At 67.6% G+C, this 20,079-nt stretch carries 19 protein-coding genes; 11 read left to right on the plus strand and 8 right to left on the minus strand.

Annotated elements, in window-relative coordinates:
* Positions 1–100: 100 nt before the first annotated feature.
* Positions 101–1,297, plus strand: a complete 1,197-nt coding sequence (locus tag ACFXKA_RS00880; RefSeq protein ID WP_379425868.1) for a cytochrome P450 — start codon at positions 101–103, stop codon at positions 1,295–1,297.
* A 119-nt stretch (positions 1,298–1,416) separates the two neighbouring features.
* On the opposite strand, the gene ACFXKA_RS00885 is transcribed toward ACFXKA_RS00880, so the two are convergent.
* Genes ACFXKA_RS00885 through ACFXKA_RS00900 form a run of 4 tightly spaced genes read right to left on the minus strand, consistent with a single transcriptional unit; the run spans position 1,417 to position 5,010 of the window.
* Positions 1,417–1,833, minus strand: coding sequence for a nuclear transport factor 2 family protein (locus ACFXKA_RS00885; protein ID WP_354831195.1), 417 nt, complete (start codon positions 1,831–1,833; stop codon positions 1,417–1,419).
* Positions 1,830–2,996, minus strand: a complete 1,167-nt coding sequence (locus tag ACFXKA_RS00890; protein ID WP_354831192.1) for a thiolase domain-containing protein — start codon at positions 2,994–2,996, stop codon at positions 1,830–1,832. Before ACFXKA_RS00890 ends, ACFXKA_RS00885 begins: the two co-directional genes overlap by 4 nt.
* On the minus strand, positions 2,993–4,027 hold the full coding sequence (locus ACFXKA_RS00895) for a thiolase domain-containing protein (RefSeq protein ID WP_379425243.1): 1,035 nt from the start codon (positions 4,025–4,027) through the stop codon (positions 2,993–2,995). Before ACFXKA_RS00895 ends, ACFXKA_RS00890 begins: the two co-directional genes overlap by 4 nt.
* 17 nt (positions 4,028–4,044) lie before the next feature.
* On the minus strand, positions 4,045–5,010 hold the full coding sequence (locus ACFXKA_RS00900; RefSeq protein ID WP_379383139.1) for a Zn-ribbon domain-containing OB-fold protein: 966 nt from the start codon (positions 5,008–5,010) through the stop codon (positions 4,045–4,047).
* A 92-nt stretch (positions 5,011–5,102) separates the two neighbouring features.
* Between ACFXKA_RS00900 and ACFXKA_RS00905 the strand changes: the two genes are divergently transcribed.
* The 4 genes from ACFXKA_RS00905 (at position 5,103) to ACFXKA_RS00920 (ending at position 10,230) form a co-directional block, all read left to right on the plus strand.
* Entirely contained in the window at positions 5,103–6,149 is a 1,047-nt protein-coding gene (locus ACFXKA_RS00905; RefSeq protein WP_379425245.1) for an LLM class F420-dependent oxidoreductase, read from the plus strand.
* 294 nt (positions 6,150–6,443) lie between these two features.
* Positions 6,444–8,093 carry an acyl-CoA synthetase gene (locus ACFXKA_RS00910; RefSeq protein WP_379425246.1) on the plus strand — a complete coding sequence of 550 codons (1,650 nt, stop codon included), beginning with the start codon at positions 6,444–6,446 and terminating at the stop codon, positions 8,091–8,093.
* Positions 8,094–8,198: 105 nt separating this feature from the next.
* Positions 8,199–9,194 (plus strand): sigma-70 family RNA polymerase sigma factor, encoded by a 996-nt coding sequence (locus ACFXKA_RS00915; protein WP_379425248.1) that lies wholly within the window; start codon positions 8,199–8,201, stop codon positions 9,192–9,194.
* A gap of 391 nt (positions 9,195–9,585) precedes the next feature.
* On the plus strand, positions 9,586–10,230 hold the full coding sequence (locus ACFXKA_RS00920; RefSeq protein WP_354831180.1) for a hypothetical protein: 645 nt from the start codon (positions 9,586–9,588) through the stop codon (positions 10,228–10,230).
* A 12-nt stretch (positions 10,231–10,242) separates the two neighbouring features.
* Here ACFXKA_RS00920 and ACFXKA_RS00925 read toward each other — a convergent pair whose 3' ends face one another.
* Both ACFXKA_RS00925 and ACFXKA_RS00930 read right to left on the minus strand, forming a co-directional pair.
* The gene (locus ACFXKA_RS00925) at positions 10,243–11,829 is read right to left on the minus strand and encodes an acyl-CoA synthetase (protein ID WP_379425249.1); all 1,587 of its coding nucleotides are present in this window, start codon (positions 11,827–11,829) and stop codon (positions 10,243–10,245) included.
* A gap of 69 nt (positions 11,830–11,898) precedes the next feature.
* Positions 11,899–12,312, minus strand: a complete 414-nt coding sequence (locus ACFXKA_RS00930) for a VOC family protein (protein ID WP_379425251.1) — start codon at positions 12,310–12,312, stop codon at positions 11,899–11,901.
* A gap of 94 nt (positions 12,313–12,406) precedes the next feature.
* Between ACFXKA_RS00930 and ACFXKA_RS00935 the strand changes: the two genes are divergently transcribed.
* Both ACFXKA_RS00935 and ACFXKA_RS00940 read left to right on the plus strand, forming a co-directional pair.
* Positions 12,407–13,603 carry a glycosyltransferase gene (locus ACFXKA_RS00935; RefSeq protein WP_379425252.1) on the plus strand — a complete coding sequence of 399 codons (1,197 nt, stop codon included), beginning with the start codon at positions 12,407–12,409 and terminating at the stop codon, positions 13,601–13,603.
* Positions 13,604–13,678: 75 nt separating this feature from the next.
* A complete protein-coding gene (locus ACFXKA_RS00940; RefSeq protein WP_379425254.1) occupies positions 13,679–14,374 on the plus strand; it encodes a maleylpyruvate isomerase family mycothiol-dependent enzyme in 696 nt (231 codons plus the stop codon).
* Positions 14,375–14,497: 123 nt separating this feature from the next.
* Here ACFXKA_RS00940 and ACFXKA_RS00945 read toward each other — a convergent pair whose 3' ends face one another.
* Together ACFXKA_RS00945 and ACFXKA_RS00950 are read right to left on the minus strand one after the other, a co-directional pair.
* On the minus strand, positions 14,498–15,625 hold the full coding sequence (locus tag ACFXKA_RS00945) for an acyl-CoA dehydrogenase family protein (RefSeq protein WP_379425256.1): 1,128 nt from the start codon (positions 15,623–15,625) through the stop codon (positions 14,498–14,500).
* 21 nt (positions 15,626–15,646) lie between these two features.
* Positions 15,647–16,840 (minus strand): acyl-CoA dehydrogenase family protein, encoded by a 1,194-nt coding sequence (locus ACFXKA_RS00950; RefSeq protein ID WP_354831163.1) that lies wholly within the window; start codon positions 16,838–16,840, stop codon positions 15,647–15,649.
* 153 nt (positions 16,841–16,993) lie between these two features.
* On the opposite strand from ACFXKA_RS00950, the gene ACFXKA_RS00955 reads away from it, so the two are divergent.
* From ACFXKA_RS00955 to ACFXKA_RS00970, 4 genes are all read left to right on the plus strand, one after another.
* Complete coding sequence (locus ACFXKA_RS00955; protein ID WP_040854753.1) at positions 16,994–17,182, plus strand: ferredoxin; 189 nt, start codon at positions 16,994–16,996, stop codon at positions 17,180–17,182.
* Positions 17,183–17,227: 45 nt separating this feature from the next.
* Positions 17,228–18,130, plus strand: coding sequence for a 3-oxoacyl-ACP reductase (locus tag ACFXKA_RS00960; RefSeq protein ID WP_364606228.1), 903 nt, complete (start codon positions 17,228–17,230; stop codon positions 18,128–18,130).
* A gap of 323 nt (positions 18,131–18,453) precedes the next feature.
* Entirely contained in the window at positions 18,454–19,218 is a 765-nt protein-coding gene (locus ACFXKA_RS00965) for an MlaE family ABC transporter permease (RefSeq protein ID WP_379425258.1), read from the plus strand.
* A 4-nt stretch (positions 19,219–19,222) separates the two neighbouring features.
* Positions 19,223–20,074 carry an MlaE family ABC transporter permease gene (locus ACFXKA_RS00970; protein WP_379425260.1) on the plus strand — a complete coding sequence of 284 codons (852 nt, stop codon included), beginning with the start codon at positions 19,223–19,225 and terminating at the stop codon, positions 20,072–20,074.
* The last annotated feature ends 5 nt before the right edge of the window (positions 20,075–20,079 follow it).

The raw sequence follows: 20,079 nt of genomic DNA on the forward strand, positions 1-20,079 counted from the left end.
AGCGGTAGAACGTGTTTCAGTTGGTCAAAGGAGACTGCTGGTGGTCGACACTGCAGCCCGGCCCGATGTGCCGGATGGATTCGATGTCACCGACCCGGAAATGTGGGCGCACCGGGTCCCGGTCGAAGAACTCGCCGAACTGCGCCGCACCGCCCCCATCTGGTGGAACCCCAAGTCGCCGGAGGTCGGTGGCTTCACCGACGACGGCTTCTGGGTGCTCAGCAAGCACGCCGACGTCAAGACCGTCTCGCGGCGCGACGACGTGTTCTCCACCTATGAGAACACCGCCATCCCTCGGTTCCAGGACGACATCACGCGCGAGCAGATCGATCTGCAGCGCTTCGTCCTGCTGAACAAGGACGCCCCGGAGCACACCAAGCTCCGCAAGATCATCTCCAAGGGTTTCACCCCGCGGGTCATCAACGGCCTGCGGGCCGAGCTGACCGCCCGGGCCGAGGCCATCGTGAAGGCCGCCGCCGACTCCGGCACCGGTGACTTCGTGGAGCAGGTGGCCGCCGAGCTGCCGCTGCAGGCCATCGCCGAACTGATCGGCGTGCCGCAGGAAGACCGCATGAAGTTGTTCAAGTGGTCCAACGACATGACCAGCTACGACGATCCGGACAGCGACGCCGACCCGGTGACCGCCTCCACCGAGATCCTCGGCTACTCGTACCAAATGGCCGAGGCCCGCCGGGCCTGCCCGGCCGACGACATCGTCACCCAGCTCATCAATGCCGACATGGACGGCGAGGCGCTGCTGCCGGAGGAATTCGGCTTCTTCGTGATGATGCTGGCCGTCGCGGGCAACGAGACCACCCGCAATGCCACCACGCACGGCATGATCGCGTTCATGGAGAACCCGGACCAGTGGGAGCTCTTCAAGAAGGAGCGGCCCAAGACCGCCGCCGACGAGATCATCCGCTGGGCCACCCCGGTCAGCTCGTTCCAGCGCACCGCGCTCGAGGACGTTGAAGTCAGTGGCGTGCAGATCAAGAAGGGTCAGCGGGTCGTGCTGTCCTACCGCTCGGCCAACTTCGACGAGGAGGTGTTCGAGGATCCGTACACCTTCAATATCCTGCGTGATCCGAACCCGCACCTGTCCTTCGGAGGCACCGGCGCGCACTTCTGCATCGGCGCGAACCTGGCCCGGCTCGAGATCGAGATCATCTTCAATGCCATCGCCGACCACATGCCCGACATCTCCAAGCTCGGGGATCCGCGACGGCTGCAGTCCGGCTGGCTCAACGGCATCAAGGAATTCCAGGTCGACTACAAGACCTGCCCCGTGAAGCACTGAGCCGCAGATGATTTGATCCGCCCCGTTCCCCCTCTCACTCCTCGGGGCGGAGAAAAAAGAAGCGGGCGACTGGTTGAATCCAGTCGCCCGCTTCGTCTTTCGTATGCCGGACCGAGGGCCTAGGCCTTCTTCATCGTCGACATGGCGCGCTCGGTCTCCCAAAAGGCGCGCAGGGCAAGAATTTTCCCGTCCTCGTCGACCTTGTAGGTGAAGACCCCTTCCGCGTCGACGATATGACCGCCCATGGTGGTGCGGATGCGGCCCGTGTAGGCCACCTCACGACCGCAGGCGAAGGAGTCGTCGAAGAGGAACTCGATGGACTCGGTGGGGGCAATCGCCGTGTCCCAGAAGGCCGCGATGGCCTCCGCGCCGCGATGCCCGACGCCCTCGGGATCGAAGAAGGACGGCCCGATGGGGTCCTCCACGATCCCGTCGGCGGCGAACAGCGCCACCCAGGCCTCCTTGTTCTTCGCCCGCACCGCGGCCTGCGACGCCGTGCCCGCTACCCGGGCCGGGTGTTCGGTCGTGGTGGTCACGGCTGCTCACTCCCGACGACCCACATCGAGAAGTACTGCGAGCCACCGCCGTACGCGTGGCCGTAGGCCTTGCGGGCGTTCTCCACCTGGTAGTCGCCGGCCCGGCCCATGACCTGCTTGGCGGCCTCGGCGAAGCGGATCATGCCGGAGGCGCCGATCGGGTTGGAGGAGAGCACGCCCCCGGAGGGGTTGACCGGCAGCTTCCCGCCGATGGCGGTCTCCCCGGCGTCCGTGAGCTTCCAGCCCTCGCCCTCGGGCATGAAGCCCAGGTTCTCCAGCCACATGGGCTCGAACCACGAGAAGGGGACATAGATCTCGGCCGCGTCGATCTCCTCGAGCGGGTTGGTGATCCCGGCCTGCTTCCACAGCGCCTTGGCGGCTTCCTGACCGGCCTTGGGGTTGACCTGGTCGCGGCCGGCGTAGGCGAGCGGCTCGGTGCGCATGGCGGTGCCGTGCACCCAGGCCACCTTCTTGCCCTGCGCCTCCACGGCCTTGCCGGACGCCTCGTCACCGATCACGATGGCGCAGGCGCCGTCCGAGGACGGGCAGGTCTCGTCGAAACGAATGGGGTCCCACAGCATTTGGGAGGACATCACCGATTCCAGGGTGATGTCGGGCTGGTGCAGGTGCGCGAACGGATTGCGCGCGCCGTTGCGGCGGTCCTTCACCGCGACCATGGCGCCCACGTGCAGCGGAGCATTGGAGCGGCGGATGTAGGCGCGCACGTGCGGGGCGAAGTAGCCGCCCGCGCCCGCGCCGACCGGCATGGTGAACGGCACCGGATTCGACAGCGCCCACATGGCGTTGGACTCCGACTGCTTCTCCCATGCGATGGCCAGCACCTTGCCGTACACGCCGGCCTGCACCTGGTTGGCCGCGACGATCGCGGTCGAGCCGCCCACCGAACCGGCGGTGTGCACCCGGAGCAGCGGTTTTCCGGTGGCGCCCAGGGCATCCGCGAGGAACAGCTCCGGCATCATGGAGCCCTCGAAGAAGTCGGGGGCCTTGCCGACCACCACGGCGTCGATATCGGCCATGGTCAGGCCGGAGTCCACCAGGGCGCGGTCGATGGCCTCGCGGACCATGCCCCCCATGGATACATCCGACCGTTTGGTCACGTGATGGGTCTGTCCGGTGCCGAGCACCGCGGCGGGGAAAGTCATCGTGCCTCCAGGGTGGCAACCAGGTTCTGCTGCAGCGCGGGGCCCGAACTGGCGTGGGCCAGTGCGCGATTCGCGGTGCCGTTGATGATTTCGGTGGCGGCGAAGCCGATGCGCTCCAGGCCCGCGGCGAACATCGGATTGCCCGACAGCGGACCGCCGGACGGATTGATCCGGGTGGCGCCGTTCAGGCCGATGGCCTGCTTCAGGATCAGCTCCTCGTGGCTGAACTGCGCGTGCAGCTCGGCGATGTCGAAGCCGCTCGCGTCGCCGCCGGTGACGGCGTCGGCCGCCTTCTTGGCCGAGGCCGAGACCGTCAGGTCGCGCGCACCCAGCACCGGCGTGTCGATGTAGTGGGCCATTCCGGTCAGCCAGGCCGGACGCTCGCACAGCTCGCGGGCGCGATCGCCCACGGCCAGCACGATGGCGGCCGCGCCGTCGGTGATGGGCGCGATGTCATGGGCGCGGAAAGGATCGGCGACCTTCGGTGCGGCCAGCAGCTTCTCGGCGTCGGATCCGGTGCTGCGCGCGGCCACCGCGGCCATGTCCGACTCGGTCCAGTGGCCCGCGTCCAGGCCCGCGCGGGCCTGCAGGCCGGCGATGGACACCGAGTCCGGCCACAGCGGCGCGACCAGGTACGGGTCGGTCTGCAGGGTGAGGATCTGGCGCAGGGTACCGGCCGAGGCCTTGCCGAAGCCGTACACCAGGGCCGTCTCGGCCTGTCCGGAGCGCAGTTTCACCCACGCCTCGTACAGCGCCCAGGCCGCGTCCATCTCCACGTGCGACTCGTTGATCGGCGGCACCGCGCCGATGGAGTCGATGGCCGAGATGAACGAGAAGGCGCGTCCGGCAAGGTAATCCGAGGAACCGGAGCACCAGAAGCCGATGTCGGAGACCCCGATGCCGAGCTTGGCGTAGAGCTCCTGGAAGCAGGGCGCGAGCATCTCGACGCCATTGGTGGTGCCGAAGGTCTCCGGCACGTGCGGCGCGTGCGCGAAGCCCACGACCGCGATGTCAGTTGCCTTGTGGTTCAAGGTGGTTCAGCGCCTCTCTACAGGTGGTGCGCGAAGCTGTCGTAGTCGGCGTCGGGTTCGCCGGTGGGCCGGAAGTGGTCGATATTGGCCATGGACAGGCCCCACTCCTCGCGCGGCTTCCACACCGCCTCCACCCGCATACCCATCCGGACCTCGCTCGCCTCGACGCCGAGCACCAGGTGCAGGAAGGGGATGTCGGCGCCGTCGAGCAGCACGTAGGCCGCCACGTACGGGGGCTTGAGGCGCTGGCCCATGAACGGCACGTTCACGATGCAGAAGGTGGTCACGATGCCCTTGTCGGACACCTCGACGTAGTCGTCGGTCGGCGAGCCGTCGCGCGGGTCGGCGCCGCGCGGCGGGAAGTACACCTTGCCGTCCATCCGGGCGCGGGCGCCCAGCAGGCGGCCCTCCATGAGCGCCTTCAGGAAGACGGCCTCCTGCGGGGCGGCGGTGTGCTTGATGGAGAAGTCGACCGGGGTCACGATGCCGGTCACCGGTTCGAGGTCACTCGCGGAATCGGCCGGGGCCGTGGAGGTCTCACCCGGTTCGAAGGCCGCGATGTCGTGGATGTCGCCGGTGCGCTCGGCGGCCCAGCGCGCCCGCACCCGCATCCCGGTGGCGATGTCGGCCGGGGAGGCCACATCCACCGCGTGCAGGATGGCGGTGTCCGCGCCGTCCAGCTTGATCAGCGCGTAGGCGAAGGGCCGGTCGAAGGGCTGGCCGGGCAGCGGCTCGGCCACCCACGACCAGGTCTGGACGGTGCCGACGTCGGACACGCCGACGAACTCCGACAGCGCCTCGCCGGTGGCCGGATCGAATTCCGCGGGCGGCACGATCACGCGCCCATCGGAACCCCGCACCCCGACGACCTTGCCGGATCGCAGTTCCGTCAGGAAGCGACCGATGATCGGACCGGTGGAGCGGGTGTAGTCGAATTGCATCCGCAGCGGTGCGGACAGTATTTCGGTGTTCCCCAGAGTCACGAGATCGAGTAGAACAGGTTCTAGTGACGGTGGCAAGAGTACGGGCTGCGGCCCTGACGACCGGCCCCGGATGTTCTAGGAAGGACATGGAAATGCGCTTTGGTTTGCAACTGGGATATTGGGGCGCACAGCCGCCCGCCAATCACCGGGAACTGGTGCTGGCCGCGGAGCAGACCGGCTTCGACGCCATCTTCACCGCGGAGTCCTGGGGATCGGACGCCTTCACGCCCCTGGCGTGGTACGGCTCGGACACCAGCCGGGTCCGGCTGGGCACCTCCGTCGTGCAGATGTCGGCGCGCACCCCGACCGCCACCGCCATGGCCGCGCTGACCCTCGACCACCTCAGCGGCGGCCGGCACGTCCTCGGGCTCGGCGTCTCCGGTCCGCAGGTGGTGGAGGGCTGGTACGGGCAGCCGTTCGCCAAGCCGCTGGCCCGCACCCGTGAGTACGTCTCGATCGTGCGGCAGGTGCTGGCCCGCGAGGGCAAGGTGACCAGTGCGGGCCCGCACTACCCGCTGCCCTACTCCGGATCGGGCGCAACGGGATTCGGCAAGCCGCTCAAGCCCATCACCCACCCGCTGCGTGCCGACCTGCCGATCTGGCTCGGCGCGGAGGGCCCCAAGAACGTCGCGCTGACCGCGGAGATCGCGGACGGCTGGCTGGCCATCTACTACACGCCGCGGCTGGCCGACATGTACAACGAGTGGCTCGACGAGGGCTTCTCGCGCCCGGGCGCGCGGCGCTCGCGCGAGGACTTCGAGATCGCCGCCACCGCGCAGGTGATCCTGACCGACGACCCCAAGGCCGAACTGGATCGGCTGCGCCCATTCATGGCGCTCTACATCGGCGGCATGGGCGCCGAGGAACTCAACTTCCACGCCGAGGTGTACCGGCGCATGGGCTATGGCGAGCAGGTGGACGAGATCACCCGGCTGTTCCGCACCGGCCGCAAGGAGGAGGCCGCGGCGGTCGTGCCCGACGAGCTGATTCTCGACACCACCATCATCGGCAACGAGGCGCAGGTGCGTGAGCAGCTGAAGGTGTGGGAGCAGGCCGGCGTCACGATGATGCTCGTGGGTGTCCGCGACGTGGCGCAGTTCGAGGCACTGCGCCCGCTGATCGAGTCGCAGGGGCACTGAGTCGCTCGCAGGGGCGCTGAGTTGGTCGCAGTGACACTGAGTTGGTCGCAGGGGCACTGAGTTGGTCGCAGGGGCACTGATTCGGTCGTAGAACTAGTTTCAGAAATCCGGCCTCGAAGAAGCGCTTCGCGGCCGGTTGGAAAGGGCGCGCACCGGTGAGTGGGTCGCGCCCTTTCGCATCTGTTCCAATTCAGCGTAAGTCGCCGTAGGGTGTGACGGGGGGCACATCCGGTCACTGGACCAAAGCCGAATCTGTGGCTTGTCACACACAAGAACACGTTCTATTTTGAAGCAGTGAGCTACAACATTGCGGACCTTGTCGAGCACACCATCGACCTCATGCCGGAACGTGTCGCGCTGGTTGACGACGCTCGTTCGGTGACCTACGCCGAACTCGAGGACCGAGCCAACCGGCTGGCGCACTACCTGCAGGATCAGGGTGTGCAGCCGGGTGACAAGGTCGGCGTGTACTCGCGCAACACCATTGAGGCCGTGGAGGCCATGGTGGCCATCTTCAAGGCGCGGGCAGTCATGATCAACGTGAACTACCGCTACGTCGAGAACGAGTTGCAGTACATCTTCGAGAACTCGGATATGGTCGCGCTCATTCACGAGCGGCGGTACAGCGACAAGGTGGCCAATGTGCTGCCGAACGTGCCGAAGATCAAGGCGGTCGTCACCGTCGAGGACGGCACCGACCTGCCGCTGCCCCCGACCGCGGTGGAATACGAAGCGGCGCTGGCCGGCTCGCGCGGCGAGCGCGATTTCGGCGAGCGTTCCTCCGACGACATCATGATGATCTACACCGGCGGCACCACCGGTATGCCCAAGGGCGTCATGTGGCGGCAGGAGGACTGGTGGCGCGTCCTCGGCGGCGGCATCAACTTCTACACCGGTGAATTCATCCAGGACGAGTGGGAGCAGTCCAAGGGCGGCGCGAGCGGCAACTCGCCGATGGTGCGCTACCCGATTCCGCCGCTGATCCACGGCGGCGCGTTCACCGCGACCCTGCACAGCCTGTTCGACGGCGGCAAGGCCGTCATGCTGCCGGAGTTCAGCGGACACGGTGTGTGGCAGGCGATTCAGCGGCACGGCGTCAACATGATCTTCATTACCGGCGACGCCATGGCCCGCCCGATGCTGGACGCGCTGGCCGAGGGCAATGCGGAAACCGGTGAGGCGTACCAGCATTCGAGCCTGTGGGTGCTGGCCAGCAGCGCGGCGCTGTTCTCGCCCGCGCTGAAGGACCAGTTCATCGAAAACTTCCCGAACGCGCTCATCACCGACTCCATCGGCTCCTCGGAGACCGGCTTCGGCGGTCTGGCCGTGGCGGCCAAGGGCACCACGCACACGGGCGGCCCGCGGGTGAAGATCGACGGCTCCACCAAGGTGATCGACGAGGAGGGCAACGAGGTCGCGCCCGGCTCCGGCCAGGTCGGCATGCTGGCGCGGACCGGCAACATCCCGCTCGGCTACTACAACGACCCGGTCAAGACCGCCGAAACCTTCAAGGTGTTCAACGGCGTTCGCTACTCCATCCCCGGCGACTTCGCCCGCGTGGAGGAGGACGGCACCGTCACCATGCTGGGCCGCGGCTCGGTGTCGATCAACTCCGGTGGCGAGAAGATCTACCCCGAAGAGGTCGAGGGCGCGCTCAAGGCGCACCCCGAGATCTTCGACGCGCTCGTGGTCGGCGTGCCGGATGAACGGTGGGGCCAGCGGGTGGTCGCGGTCGTGCAGTGCCGCGGCGATGCCCGCCCGACGCTGGAGGAGCTGCGCCCGACCCTGGTCAAGGAGATCTCGTCCTACAAGATGCCGCGCAGCCTGTGGTTCGTGGACGAGATCAAACGCTCGCCCGCGGGCAAGCCGGACTACAAGTGGGCCAAGGCGCAGACCGAGGCCCGCGAGGCCGACCACCACGCCCAGGCCTCGAACACCAAGTAACGCGGCTCAGCTCGTGGTGTGTGCCGGTGCCCGTCTGCGATCGCAGACGGGCACCAGCCTTTTCACGGGTGTTTCTTGTCGGTGGGCTGTGCGACGCTGTCTGGCATGAGCGAGAAGGTGGGCGGCACCGTTTCCGACGATGTACTGCGGTCTTTCGAGGGGCATCGGCGGGAGCTGTGCGCCTACGCGTATCGAATGCTCGGGTCCTCGTTCGAAGCCGAGGACGCGGTGCAGGAGACCTTCACGCGGGCGTGGAAGTCCTACGACTCCTTCGAGGGCCGGTCCAGTCTGCGGTCCTGGCTGTACAAGATCACCACCAATGTCTGTCTGGACATGCTGGACGGTCCGCAGCGCCGCGCCAGACCCATGGATCTCAATGGTCCCTCGACCCCCGATTCGCAGCTGCCCCCGCCGGAGCCGGATTACGTGTGGGTGGAACCGATTCCGAACGCCCTCGCCTTCGGCGCCGATCCGGCCGAGGCCGCCAGCGCGAAAGACACGCTGCGCCTGGCCTTCGTGGCGGCGGTCCAGCATCTGCCTGCCAGTCAGCGCGCCATCCTGATCATGCGCGAGGTGCTGCGCTTCTCGGCGGGCGAGACCGCCGACATGCTCAATGTCTCCCCGGCCTCGGTGAACAGCGCCCTGCAGCGGGCCCGCGCCACCATGTCGAAGGTGCAGGAGACGGCCACGGTGTCGGACCCCTTCGACGAGAGCAACGAGCAGCAGCGCAAACTCGTCGACGATTTCGTCAAGGCCTTCGAGGCCTACGACATGGACGCGCTCACCGACCTGCTGAAAGCCGATGTGGCCCTGTCCATGCCGCCGTTCTCGCTGTGGATCTCCGGTCCCGAGAACGTGGCCGCCTTCATGCTCGGCACCGGCCACGCGTGCCGCGACTCCCGCCTGGTCCCGCTGGCCGGCGCCAACGGGCTACCCGCCTTCGGCCACTACAAGCCGAGTGACGAGCCCGGCCGCTGGATCCCGTGGTCCATCACCACTCTCGAACTCGACGGTGACCGCATCTCCGGTCTCACCTTCTTCCTCGACACCGAGAAGCTCTTCCCGCTGTTCGGCCTGCCCATGGAGCTGGGCTCGAACTAGGGCGGGCTCGTCACGGCCGTCGCCGCGCTCCGGTGGTGTTCCGCGGGCCGGTCACCCTCCGTCCACATCTCGGACGGCGGTGGACTCCGGCCCGCGGACCGGCTTGGCGCGCAACCTCCGTCGAAAGACGGAGGACATCGGTGGCCGTCGCTGATCGCCGTTGATCGGAGGCTCCGCACGAACTAGCCGGTTCCCCTACCCTCACGGTCGGCGCCACCACCGGTCAAGATCGGCGACTCACCCGTTTTGGGTGACACCCAGCGCATGCAGTCCATCCGGAACACTGATACCTCGCCGGTGCCCGGGTCGCGGACCACGGCGGTGTGTTCGCTGAACCCGCCGACCGGGAATCGAAATATGCTCTCCCACAGGTGCTCACGAGAGGTGCGTGATGACGGTAGAGCTGCACGCGGACGAGCTGTGGGCGGAGAATCTGCGCCGCATGCTGGTGGGGGTGCGTCACGAGGCCGTCATGGCCATCGCCCGCCCCGTCCGCCCGGAGACCGAATACGGTTCGGAGGATACGGTTTTCCGGCAGCTGCACGCCGCCGGCAAGCAGGTCCGACTGCTGTTGTCGGCCGCCTATGTGGGCGCGCGCGGACGGCAGTCGGTGCTACGGCAGTTCGCGGTCGGCTCGCGGATCCGGGTCACCGACACCGACTTCTGCAATGTGCTGATCGTCGATCGCGAGCGGGCGGCGCTGTGGTCGGCCGCGCCCGGGCAGCAACCGCGCGGCCTGCTGGTGGCCGAACCGGCGCTGCTGGGCGTGGTGCACCAATTCGCCGTCCGCACCTGGCATTCCGCGCGTCAGCTCCGTGATCATCTGGATCTGGGGGAGCGCGGGCTGGACGCGGTGGCACTCGCGGTGGTCGAGCAGCTATACGCCGGAGCGAAGGACGAGACGGCGGCGCGGGCGCTGGGGGTGTCCTTGCGCACCTACCGCCGCTATGTCGCGCAGCTGATGGCCCGCTTCGAGGTCAGCACCCGATTCCAGCTCGGGGTACGGGTGCGTGACCTCGGGCTGTTGAGCAGCTGACCGCACACCCGGTCAGCGGGGACTGCGCATCCCTTCGGCGTGCTCTGCCGCATACCGCTTGGCGGCGGGATAATTCGCCTTGCCGCTGGGCTGCCGCATGACCTCGTCGACCAGCCAATACCCCCGGGGCGCTTTGTATCCCGCGATCCTGGTGCGCAGGTGCGCGTCGAGCTCACCGAGCGCGAGCGCGGCTCCCGGCCGCGGCTGCACCACCGCTGCCACGGCCTGTCCGAAGCGATCGTGCGGAATGCCGATCACCAGGGCGTCGAAGACCTCCGGATGGGATTTGAGAGCGGTCTCGACCTCTTCCGGGAACACCTTCTCGCCGCCGGTGTTGATGCACTCCGAGCCGCGCCCGAGCAGGGTGACGGTGCCGTCGGCCTCGTAGCGCGCGTAATCGCCCGGCGCCACATAGCGTTTGCCGTCCACCTCGGCGAAGATCGACCGCGTCTTCTCGGGATCCTTGTAATACCCGAGCGGCACGTGCCCGGTCCGCGCCATCCGGCCCACCGCGCCCGGCCGGGGTTCGACCAGGTTGCCGTCGTCGTCGAGCAGGACGGCCTGCGCACCGAACTTCATCCGCGGGCCCTGCGTGTGGTCGGAATCCTTGGTGACCACGGACAATCCGGTGCTGCCACTCTCCGAGGAGCCGATCACGTCGGTGATGAAGAGGTTCGGGAAGGTGTCGAGGTACTGCTGTTTGAGCGAGTGTGAGAACAGCGCGGCGTGGCTGCTGAACGCCCACAGGGACGAAACCTCGTAGTGCCCTTCGTGATACGCCTCCAGCAGCGGTTTGGCCATGGCATCACCGACCACGGTGAGCACATTGACCCTGTGCCGCTCGACTACCCGCCACACCTCGTGCGCATCGAACTGTGGCACGAAGACCACGGTGCCACCGGAGTTCAGGGCGATGAATGCCGCCCACTGCGCGGCGCCGTGGATGAGGGGCGAGAGCGGGGCCATGACGATTCCGGTCGGCGCGGATTTCGCGGAGGCGGCCAATTCCCATTCGTCCGAGACATACTCGCCGGTCACATGATTGATGCCGCCGCCGAGCGCCCGCCAGACGTCCTCGTGCCGCCACATGACGCCCTTGGGCATGCCGGTGGTGCCGCCGGTGTAGAGGATGTACAGGTCCTCGCCGCTGCGGGGACCGAAATCGCGGTCCGGCGACTGCGCGGCCAGCGCCGCGTCGTAGTCGGGTCCGATTGCGAGCACCTCGGTCATGGACGGCACCGCAGCCTGGACCTCGGCGACGATGGCACCGTACTGCGCCTGGTGGACAAGGGCCTTCAGATCCGCGTTCTCGACGATGTAGCGCACCTCGTCGGCCACATAGCGGTAGTTGACGCACACCGACACCGCCCGCAGTTTGTAGGTCGCGAGCATCGTTTCCAGGGCCTCGGCCGAATTGCGTGCGTACACGCCGACGTGATCGCCCGCGCCGATGCCGCAGGCGGCCAGGTGGTGCGCGAGCCGGTTGGCCCGCTCGTCCAGTTCGCGATAGGTGAATTGCCGGTCGGCGCAGATCAGGGCGATCCGGTCCGGAACCGCGTCGACGGCGTGCTCGAACAGGTCTGCAACGTTGAAAGCCATGGGTTCACCCTGGTTGGCACCCGGGTGAACCGACACTTCATCGGATGGCAGGAAGCTGCCGATCGGCGGTCAGGCGGGGTAGGTCATGTGGAAGGGCTCCCACTGGTGGCCGTCGAGGTCGAGGAAGGTGCGGCTGTACATGCCCACCTGGGCTTCCTGGGCGCGGCGGTCGGGGTTGAGTTCTTCGGTGCCGCCGGCCTGGAGGGCCGCTTCGACGAGGCTGTCCACTTCGTGGGGGCTGGACAGGGCCAGGGCGTAGATGCCGTTGACGGTGCCGCGGGTGTCGCCGAGGGGGCGGGTGCCGAAGGTGGTGAAGAAGTCGCGGGTCAGCAGCATGACGCAGATGTTGTCGTCGACCACGATGCAGGCGGCATTGCCGTCGGTGAAGTCCTGGTTCACCTTCCAGCCCACGGCCTCGTAGAAGCGCTTGGACCGGTCCAGGTCGGCGACGGGCAGATTGATGAAGATCATCTTGCTCGGCATGGCGGGTCGATCCCTCTCATTCGATGTACTGATGGGGACGAAGCGGGTGCGGAAAACTCATCGGTCGTGCAAGAGTGACTGGGGGAGGTGCCCGATGACTCACAGCTACCTGGTCGCCCTCACCGGGAGCGGCGGAACGGTTCCACCGGAGCTGGGTGTGGTGCGGCGTCTGGTGCGGCGTGGCCATCGGGTGACCGTGCTGGCGGAGGAATCGCTCACCGGCCCGGTGACGGCCACGGGCGCGCGGCTGCGCCCGCGCGCGGGGGCCGGATTCGCCCGTGACACCGCCGACGAAATCGATGCCGAGCGACCCGATCTGGTGCTGGCCTCCTTCTTCGCCTTCGGGGCCATGGTCGCGGCGCAGGCCTGTGAGGTGCCCTTCTCGGTGCTCATTCCCGGCATCTACCCGCTGCCGGTGGAGGGTGGCCCGCCGCCGGGTTCCGGCTTCGGCAAGGCGCACGGGCCACTGGGCAGGTTGCGCGACCGGGTGGTGGGCTCGCTGGTGCAGCGGCGCTGGGACGAGGAACTGCTCCCGAAGCTCAATATCCTGCGCGCGGATTTCGGGCTGGAGCGGCTGGCCCACTATCAGGATCAGGCGCAGCTGGCGCGCCGGCAGCTGGTGCTGTCCAGTGCGGCGTTCGACTTCCCGGGGCAGGGGCCCGACAGGGTGCGCTGGGTCGGCCCGATCCTCGACGAGCCGGATTGGGTCGAGGGCGCCACATGGACGCAGACCGACGGCGGCGACCCGCTGGTCCTGGTCGCGCTGTCCACCACCTTTCAACGCCAAACCGATTGCCTGCAGCGCATTTCCGACGCCCTGGGCCAGCTCCCGGTGCGCGGCGTCATCACCACCGGCCCCGCCGTCGACCCGGACGAGCTGCGCGCCCCGCCGAACGTGACGGTCCTGCGCGCCGCCGGGCACCGGGAAATCATGCGGCATGCCAGCCTGGTCGTCACCCACGGCGGCCACGGCACCCTGATGAAGTCCTTCGCCGCCGACCTCCCGGTCGTGGTCCTGCCGCACGGCCGCGACAATGCCGACAATGCCGCGCGCGTCCGCGCCCACCATGCCGGAATCACGGTGCCGCGCACCGCGACCCCGCAGCGCATCGCCCGCGCGATCCGCCACGTCCTGCGCACCCCGGCCCACTACCGGGCCGCGGCCGAACTGGGCCGCGCCATCCGCCACGACGCGCGCGGCGAGGCCCTGCTGTACGAACTGGAGCCGTCGACGGATCATCACGATCCGGTGGGTGAGCGCATCTCCTCCGTCCGTGGATTCGAATCCTGATGTTCGGCCGGATTTCGCGTTCGACCGTCCGCATATGGCTGGCAGGCCGGGTTTTCGCTGGTTAGCGTGGGCCGCATGGATTTCGTGGCCATTTTGCGCGACAAATTGAGCGAGCTCGGAGAGCTGATCACGCCGGGGGTCGATCTGGCCGCACCAGTTCCCAGCTGCGGGGATTGGACCTTCTACGACCTGGTCGACCATGTCGGCCAGGGCAATCTGTGGGTGGTCACCGGTATCCGGGAGGGCCGCGGCGACTATCAGGGCGCACCCGCTCCGAAGGATCCCGTCGAGCTGCGGGCCTGGTACGACGAGACCGTGCAGGCCCTGCTCGAGGCGGTGGCGGTCGCCCCGGAGACCCCGGCCTGGACCTTCACCAAGCTGCTGCCGCGCACGGTCGGGTTCTGGCAGCGCCGCCGCGCCCATGAGACCCTCATGCACGTGTGGGACGGCAAGAACGCGCTCGGCATCGCGGAGGAATTCGATCCGGCGCAGGCCGCCGACGGCATCGCGGAGGTCTTCGAACTGTTCGCGCCGCGCATGATTCAGCGTGGGCTGGCGAGCGAGCCCGAGGTGGCGATCAGGGTCCGCGCCACCGATACCGGTGCGAGCTGGACCTACGGCCCGGGTACCCCGGTCGCCGAAATCTCCGGCACCGCTTCGGATCTGCTGCTGGCGCTGTGGCAGCGCAAGCCCGCCGAGGACGCGGCGCTGACCTGGCGGGACAACCGATCGGCGGGGGAGCGGGTGCTCGCCGGTCCGCTGGTGCCGTAAATCGTTCCCGGACAAAGAAAAACGGCGAGGTGGTGGCCGGTATGGGAGCCACCGCCTCGCCGTCGGCCGCAGTGCAGGGTTCGGCCGAGTCTCCGGGAGTTGGTACCGAGTCTCCGAGAGTTGTTACTGCGCAGCGTCGGTCAGCAGCGACCCGAGTGCGCGCAGGTGGTCGGTGGCGCCGCCGAGGGCGAACTCGTTGTGCTTGGCGGCGGTGAAGTACTGGTTCACGATGTGGTCGCGGTCGATGCCGACGCCGCCGTGTACGTGGACCACGGTGTGTGCGACGCGGTGGCCCGCTTCGGCGGCCCAGAATTTGGCGGTGTGGACCTCGGCCGCGGCGGGCAGGCCCTCGGCGAGCCGCCAGGCCGCCTGCTGTACGGCCAGGCGCACGCCTTGGACGTCGATGTAGGCGTCGGCCAGGCGCTGGGCCACGGCCTGGAAGCTGCCGATCTTGCGATTGAACTGCTCGCGCTCGCGGGCGTAGTCGGCGACGAGTTCCAGGCCCTTCTCGACCACGCCGAGCTGGGTGGCGGCCAGGCCGAGCCAGGCGCGCTCCAGCAGCCAGGTCAGGATCTCGGCGCCCTGGTCGACGGTGCCGACCAGTTCGGCGGGGGTGCCGGCGAATTCGACCTCGGCCTCGGGGGAGCGGTCGGTGACGATCTGGTCCTCGACGCGCACGGAGGCGTGCGACGGGTCGACCAGGAAGACGGCGGGGGAGCCGTCGACGCTGGCGGACACCAGGATTCGCGCGGCCTGGCGGGCGAAGGGGACCGTGGTCTTCAGACCGGTCAGCTGCCAGCCGTCGCCCGCCATCGCGGTGGTGACCGGGCTGGTGAGCTCCCAGTTGCGCTCCTCGCTCAGCGCGGCGGTGAGGATGACCTCGCCGCGCGCGGCCTGGGCGGCCAGCTCGCGCTGGGACCCGGAGCCGAACTGCGCGAGCGCGCCGGCGCCGAGCACGATCGACCACAGGTACGGCACGGGCGCGACGGACTTGCCGATCTCGCGCAGGATGGCGGTCTGCTCCAGCACGCCGAAGTCGCTGCCGCCCACCGTCTCCGGCAGGGCCGCGGCCAGCACGCCGGTCTCGGCGAGCGAGCTCCACAGCGACTCGTCGAAGCGCACGGTCGGGTTGCCCGACGCGTCGGTGTTGCGGTCGAGCTCACGCAGCCGGTCGGCGGTGACCAGCTTGCCGGTGACCTCGGCGGTGAGGCGGGCGAGATCCTGCTGCGCCTCGGTGAGGGTGAAATCCATGATGGTTTACCTCGGTTTCGATTAGCGCGCGGCGGCGGGCTGCTTGAGGGCGGTCATGGCGATGATGTCGCGCTGCACCTCGTTGGTGCCGCCGCCGAAGGTGAGGATCAGGCAGGCGCGGTGCATGCGCTCCAGGCGACCCCGCAGCTGCGAGCCCGCCGAGTCCTGGCGCAGGTAGGCCTGCGGGCCGAGGATCTCCATCAGCGCGCGGTAGGACTCGGTGGCCAGCTCGGTGCCGTACACCTTGGTGGCGGAGGCGTCCCACGGGCGCGGGGCGGCATCGCCGCCGGCGTCGGCGCGCGAGGCGATCTCCCAGTTGGTCAGCTTCAGATACTCGACCTTGGCGTGGATGCGGGCCAGGCTGATCTGCACCCATTCCTGGTCGATGACCCGGGCGCCATTGGCGGTCTTGGTGTTGCGCGCCCACTCGGTCACCTGTGCGACGGCCAGGGCCAGCGGCGCGGACGAGGTCAGCGCGACGCGCTCGTGGTTGAGCTGGTTGGTGACCAGCGCCCAGCCGCCGTTCTCCGGGCCCACCATGTCGGAGTGCTTGACCCGCACGTCCTGGTAGTAGGTGGCGCTGGTGTCGGGCCCGGCCATGGTGTGCACCGGCGTCCAGGAGAAGCCCTCTGCCGTGGTCGGCATGATGAACATCGAGATGCCCTTGTGCTTCTTGGCGTTCGGGTCGGTGCGCGCGGCGAGCCACACGTAGTCGGCGTAGGCGATGAGGGAGGTCCACATCTTCTGGCCGTTGATGATCCAGTCGTCGCCGTCGCGGACCGCGGAGGTGCGCAGCGAGGCCAGGTCGGTGCCGGCGCCCGGCTCGGAGTAGCCGATGGCGAAGTGCAGCTGGCCGGCGGCGATCTTGGGCAGGAAGAACTTCTTCTGCTCCTCGGTGCCGTAGTGCATGATCGTCGGTGCCACCGAGTTGATGGTCAGGAACGGCACCGGGGCGCCGGCGATGGCGGCCTCGTCGGTGAAGATCAGCTGATCCATGGTGGAGCGGTCCTGGCCGCCGTACTCCTTGGGCCAGCCGAGGGCGAGCCAGCCGTCGCGGCCCATCTCCTCGACCACCTCGCGGTAGACATTGCCCTCGCCGTACTCTCCGGTCTGCGCCGAAAGCGCTTGCCGCCGTTCGGGAGTGATGAGGCGGGTGAAATAGTCACGCAGCTCGGCACGCAGCTGTTCCTGTTGCGGCGTGTAGGCGATACGCATAGCTGTACCTCTAGCCTTCGTTTCTCGGTTCAGCCGATCATCGCACGCAAGTGAAACATGTTCCAGTATTCGTTCCGGTTAGGGCTACTTTGCTGTTCTGACCACGGGTCCGCTTGTTAGGCTCGGGAAGAACCTGTGGTTAAGGAGAGAACTATGAAGGTGATCGTCGATTTCGATCAGTGCGAAGCCAACGGAATCTGTGTCGGAATCGCCCCTGACGTCTTCGATCTCGATGACGACGACAACCTGCACGTCAACGAGGCCGAGGTCACCGAGGCCAACCGTCGCGATATCGAGTCCGCCGTGGCCCAGTGCCCCAAGGCGGCATTGAAGCTGGTCTGAGCGCACGCTTGCCCGTCGGGTGGAACACGTTCTAGAGTCGGCCCGGTGAGCGATTCTGATGTAAGTCTTTCGGGCCGGGTTGCCATCGTCACCGGCGCGGGCGCCGGGCTGGGCCGGGCCGAAGCCCTCGAGCTGGCCCGGGCCGGCGCGTCGGTCATCGTCAACGACCTTGCCGAGAACGACGCGGTGAGCGCAACCCTCGCCGACATCCGGGCGCTGGGCGTCAAGGCGGAGTTCGTGGGCGGCAGTATCGCCGAGCGCGCGACGGCCGACGCATTGATCCGCACCGCCGAGGAGACCTTCGGCGGGCTGGACATCGTGGTGAACAATGCCGGGATCACCCGGGACAAGATGTTGTTCAACATGTCCGACGAGGATTTCGACGCGGTCGTCGCGGTCCATCTGCGCGGGCATTTCCTTTTGACCCGTAATGCGGCCGCCTTCTGGCGTGGCAAGTACAAGGAGACGGGTGCTCCCGTTTATGGGCGCATCATCAACACCTCCTCGGAGGCCGGTCTGCTCGGCCCGGCCGGGCAGGCGAATTACGGTGCGGCCAAGGCCGGCATCACCGCGCTGACCCTGTCGGCCGCGCGGGCGCTGGAGTCGGTCGGCGTGCGCGCCAACGCCATCGCGCCGCGGGCGCGGACGGCCATGACCGAGAAGGTCTTCTCCGCGGCTCCCGACCAGGGTCCGGACCCGCTCTCGCCCGATCACGTCGCGCGGCTGGTGGCCTACCTGGCCTCGCCGGCGGCCGAGGCGATCAGCGGTCAGCTGTTCGTCGTCTACGGCCCGATGGTGGCCCTGATGGCGGCTCCGGTGGTGGAGCAGCGCTTCGACGCCGAAGGCGAGTGGACCCGCGAGGGCCTGGCCGCGACCCTGGGCGGCTATTTCTCCGAACGCGGTTCGGACGCTACGTTTTCCGCCTCCTCGCTGAAGGATCTGGGCTGAGACCGGCCTCGGTGTCCCGTCCGGGGGTCGTGGGTTCCTGAAGACACGGCCCGGCCCCCGGCGTCTGCGGTTGATCACGAGATCGATCGTTGGTAAGAAAAGGGACAACTATGTGTGTCGCCTCACAATGCGGCATACCTGTGATGGTTAGGCTGACGTGAACCTGTTCTCAAAACTGGACGCCAGTTCAGAAAGATGACCTGTTCAAAACCGTCGAAACCTTCCCGAACCGTATGAGAACGTGTTCTAATCTTCGAGCGGGACCGAGATCACATTCAGATCTCGGTTGCTATAGCTAGGCAGGGGCAGGAGGAATAGCGGGAATGAATGAAGTCCTTGCCGTACCGCTGCGGGCGGTCGGAGGGTTCTTCGAACTCGCCGGTGCGGTCGCTCGCGCCGCGGTACGGCCCCCGTTCCAGCGACGGGAATTCATCGATCAGTCCTGGTTCGTAGCCCGGGTATCCATCATCCCGACCCTATTGGTCGCCATTCCGTTCACCGTCCTGGTGAGCTTCACCCTCAACATCCTGCTGCGTGAGATCGGCGCCGCCGACCTTTCCGGTGCGGGTGCCGCCTTCGGCACGATCACCCAGGTCGGCCCGATGGTCACGGTGCTCATCGTGGCCGGCGCAGGCGCGACGGCCATTTGCGCGGACCTGGGCGCGCGCACCATTCGCGAAGAGATCGACGCCATGAAGGTGCTCGGCATCGATCCGATCCAGCGCCTGGTGGTTCCGCGTGTGCTGGCCTCGATGTTCGTGGCCTTCCTGCTCAACGGCCTGGTGTCGACCATCGGCATCCTGGGCGGCTTCCTCTTCTCCGTCTTCCTGCAGGGCGTGAACCCGGGCGCTTTCGTCAACGGCCTCACCCTGCTGACCCATCTGCCCGAGCTCGTCATCTCCGAGGTGAAGGCAACGTTGTTCGGACTCGTCGCCGGACTGGTCGCCTGTTATCTGGGCCTGAACGTGAAGGGCGGTCCCAAGAGTGTCGGTGACGCCGTCAATCAGACCGTCGTCTTCGCCTTCATGGCGCTGTTCGTCATCAACGTCGTGGTAACCGCCGTTGGCATCAAGTTCACGGCGCGGTGATCAGATGGCGTTCGTGATCCAGTCTCGTTTTCCGAAGGTGACCAAGCGTTTTCGGCGTTTCTCCGAGTCCCTCGACTCGGTCGGCAAGCACGCGGTGTTCTACGCGCAGTCGATCGCCTCGGTGCCCAAGGCGCTGGTGCACTACCGCACCGAGACCATCCGCCTGATCGCCGAGATCTCGATGGGCACAGGCGCTTTGGCGGTCATCGGCGGCACCGTCGTGATCGTCGGGTTCCTGACGCTGGCGGCCGGTGGCACCATCGCCGTGCAGGGCTACAGCTCGCTCGGCAACATCGGCGTCGAGGCCCTGACCGGCTTCTTCTCCGCGTTCATCAATGTTCGCATTGCGGCCCCGGTCATTTCGGGTATCGGCCTGGCGGCGACGCTCGGCGCCGGGACCACAGCACAATTGGGCGCCATGCGCGTCTCCGAAGAGATCGACGCTCTCGAGGTGATGGCCATCCGGCCGGTCCCCTTCCTCGTGGGCACCCGGATGCTGGCGGGCATCATCGCCATCATCCCGCTGTACTCGCTGGCGGTGATCGCCTCCTTCATCGCCTCGCGCTTCGCGACCGTGGTGATCTACGGGCAGTCGGCCGGTGTGTACGACCACTACTTCGATACCTTCCTGATCCCGAGCGACATCCTCTGGTCCTTCGCCCAGGCGATCTTCATGGCCATGGCGGTCATGCTGATCCACACCTATTACGGCTACAACGCCGCAGGTGGCCCGGTCGGCGTCGGCGTGGCGGTAGGTAATGCGGTGCGGGCCTCGCTGATCGCGGTCGTCATGGTGACGCTGCTGATCTCGCTGGCCATCTACGGCACCTCCGGCAATTTCCATCTCTCCGGGTAGGGCGG

Source organism: Nocardia sp. NPDC059228 (genome assembly GCF_042754245.1).
Lineage (GTDB): Bacteria > Actinomycetota > Actinomycetes > Mycobacteriales > Mycobacteriaceae > Nocardia.

What these genes read in the sequence shown, in the direction of transcription:
- ACFXKA_RS00905 (WP_379425245.1), top strand. Translation starts at nt 5,103, where the DNA reads ATGCGCTTTGGTTTGCAACTGGGATATTGGGGCGCACAGCCGCCCGCC.
- ACFXKA_RS00925 (WP_379425249.1), bottom strand. Translation starts at nt 11,829, where the DNA reads ATGGCTTTCAACGTTGCAGACCTGTTCGAGCACGCCGTCGACGCGGTT.
- ACFXKA_RS00940 (WP_379425254.1), top strand. Translation starts at nt 13,679, where the DNA reads ATGGATTTCGTGGCCATTTTGCGCGACAAATTGAGCGAGCTCGGAGAG.
- ACFXKA_RS00890 (WP_354831192.1), bottom strand. Translation starts at nt 2,996, where the DNA reads ATGACTTTCCCCGCCGCGGTGCTCGGCACCGGACAGACCCATCACGTG.
- ACFXKA_RS00955 (WP_040854753.1), top strand. Translation starts at nt 16,994, where the DNA reads ATGAAGGTGATCGTCGATTTCGATCAGTGCGAAGCCAACGGAATCTGT.
- ACFXKA_RS00970 (WP_379425260.1), top strand. Translation starts at nt 19,223, where the DNA reads ATGGCGTTCGTGATCCAGTCTCGTTTTCCGAAGGTGACCAAGCGTTTT.
- ACFXKA_RS00920 (WP_354831180.1), top strand. Translation starts at nt 9,586, where the DNA reads ATGACGGTAGAGCTGCACGCGGACGAGCTGTGGGCGGAGAATCTGCGC.
- ACFXKA_RS00935 (WP_379425252.1), top strand. Translation starts at nt 12,407, where the DNA reads ATGACTCACAGCTACCTGGTCGCCCTCACCGGGAGCGGCGGAACGGTT.
- ACFXKA_RS00950 (WP_354831163.1), bottom strand. Translation starts at nt 16,840, where the DNA reads ATGCGTATCGCCTACACGCCGCAACAGGAACAGCTGCGTGCCGAGCTG.
- ACFXKA_RS00880 (WP_379425868.1), top strand. Translation starts at nt 101, where the DNA reads ATGTGGGCGCACCGGGTCCCGGTCGAAGAACTCGCCGAACTGCGCCGC.
- ACFXKA_RS00945 (WP_379425256.1), bottom strand. Translation starts at nt 15,625, where the DNA reads ATGGATTTCACCCTCACCGAGGCGCAGCAGGATCTCGCCCGCCTCACC.
- ACFXKA_RS00965 (WP_379425258.1), top strand. Translation starts at nt 18,454, where the DNA reads ATGAATGAAGTCCTTGCCGTACCGCTGCGGGCGGTCGGAGGGTTCTTC.
- ACFXKA_RS00915 (WP_379425248.1), top strand. Translation starts at nt 8,199, where the DNA reads ATGAGCGAGAAGGTGGGCGGCACCGTTTCCGACGATGTACTGCGGTCT.
- ACFXKA_RS00930 (WP_379425251.1), bottom strand. Translation starts at nt 12,312, where the DNA reads ATGCCGAGCAAGATGATCTTCATCAATCTGCCCGTCGCCGACCTGGAC.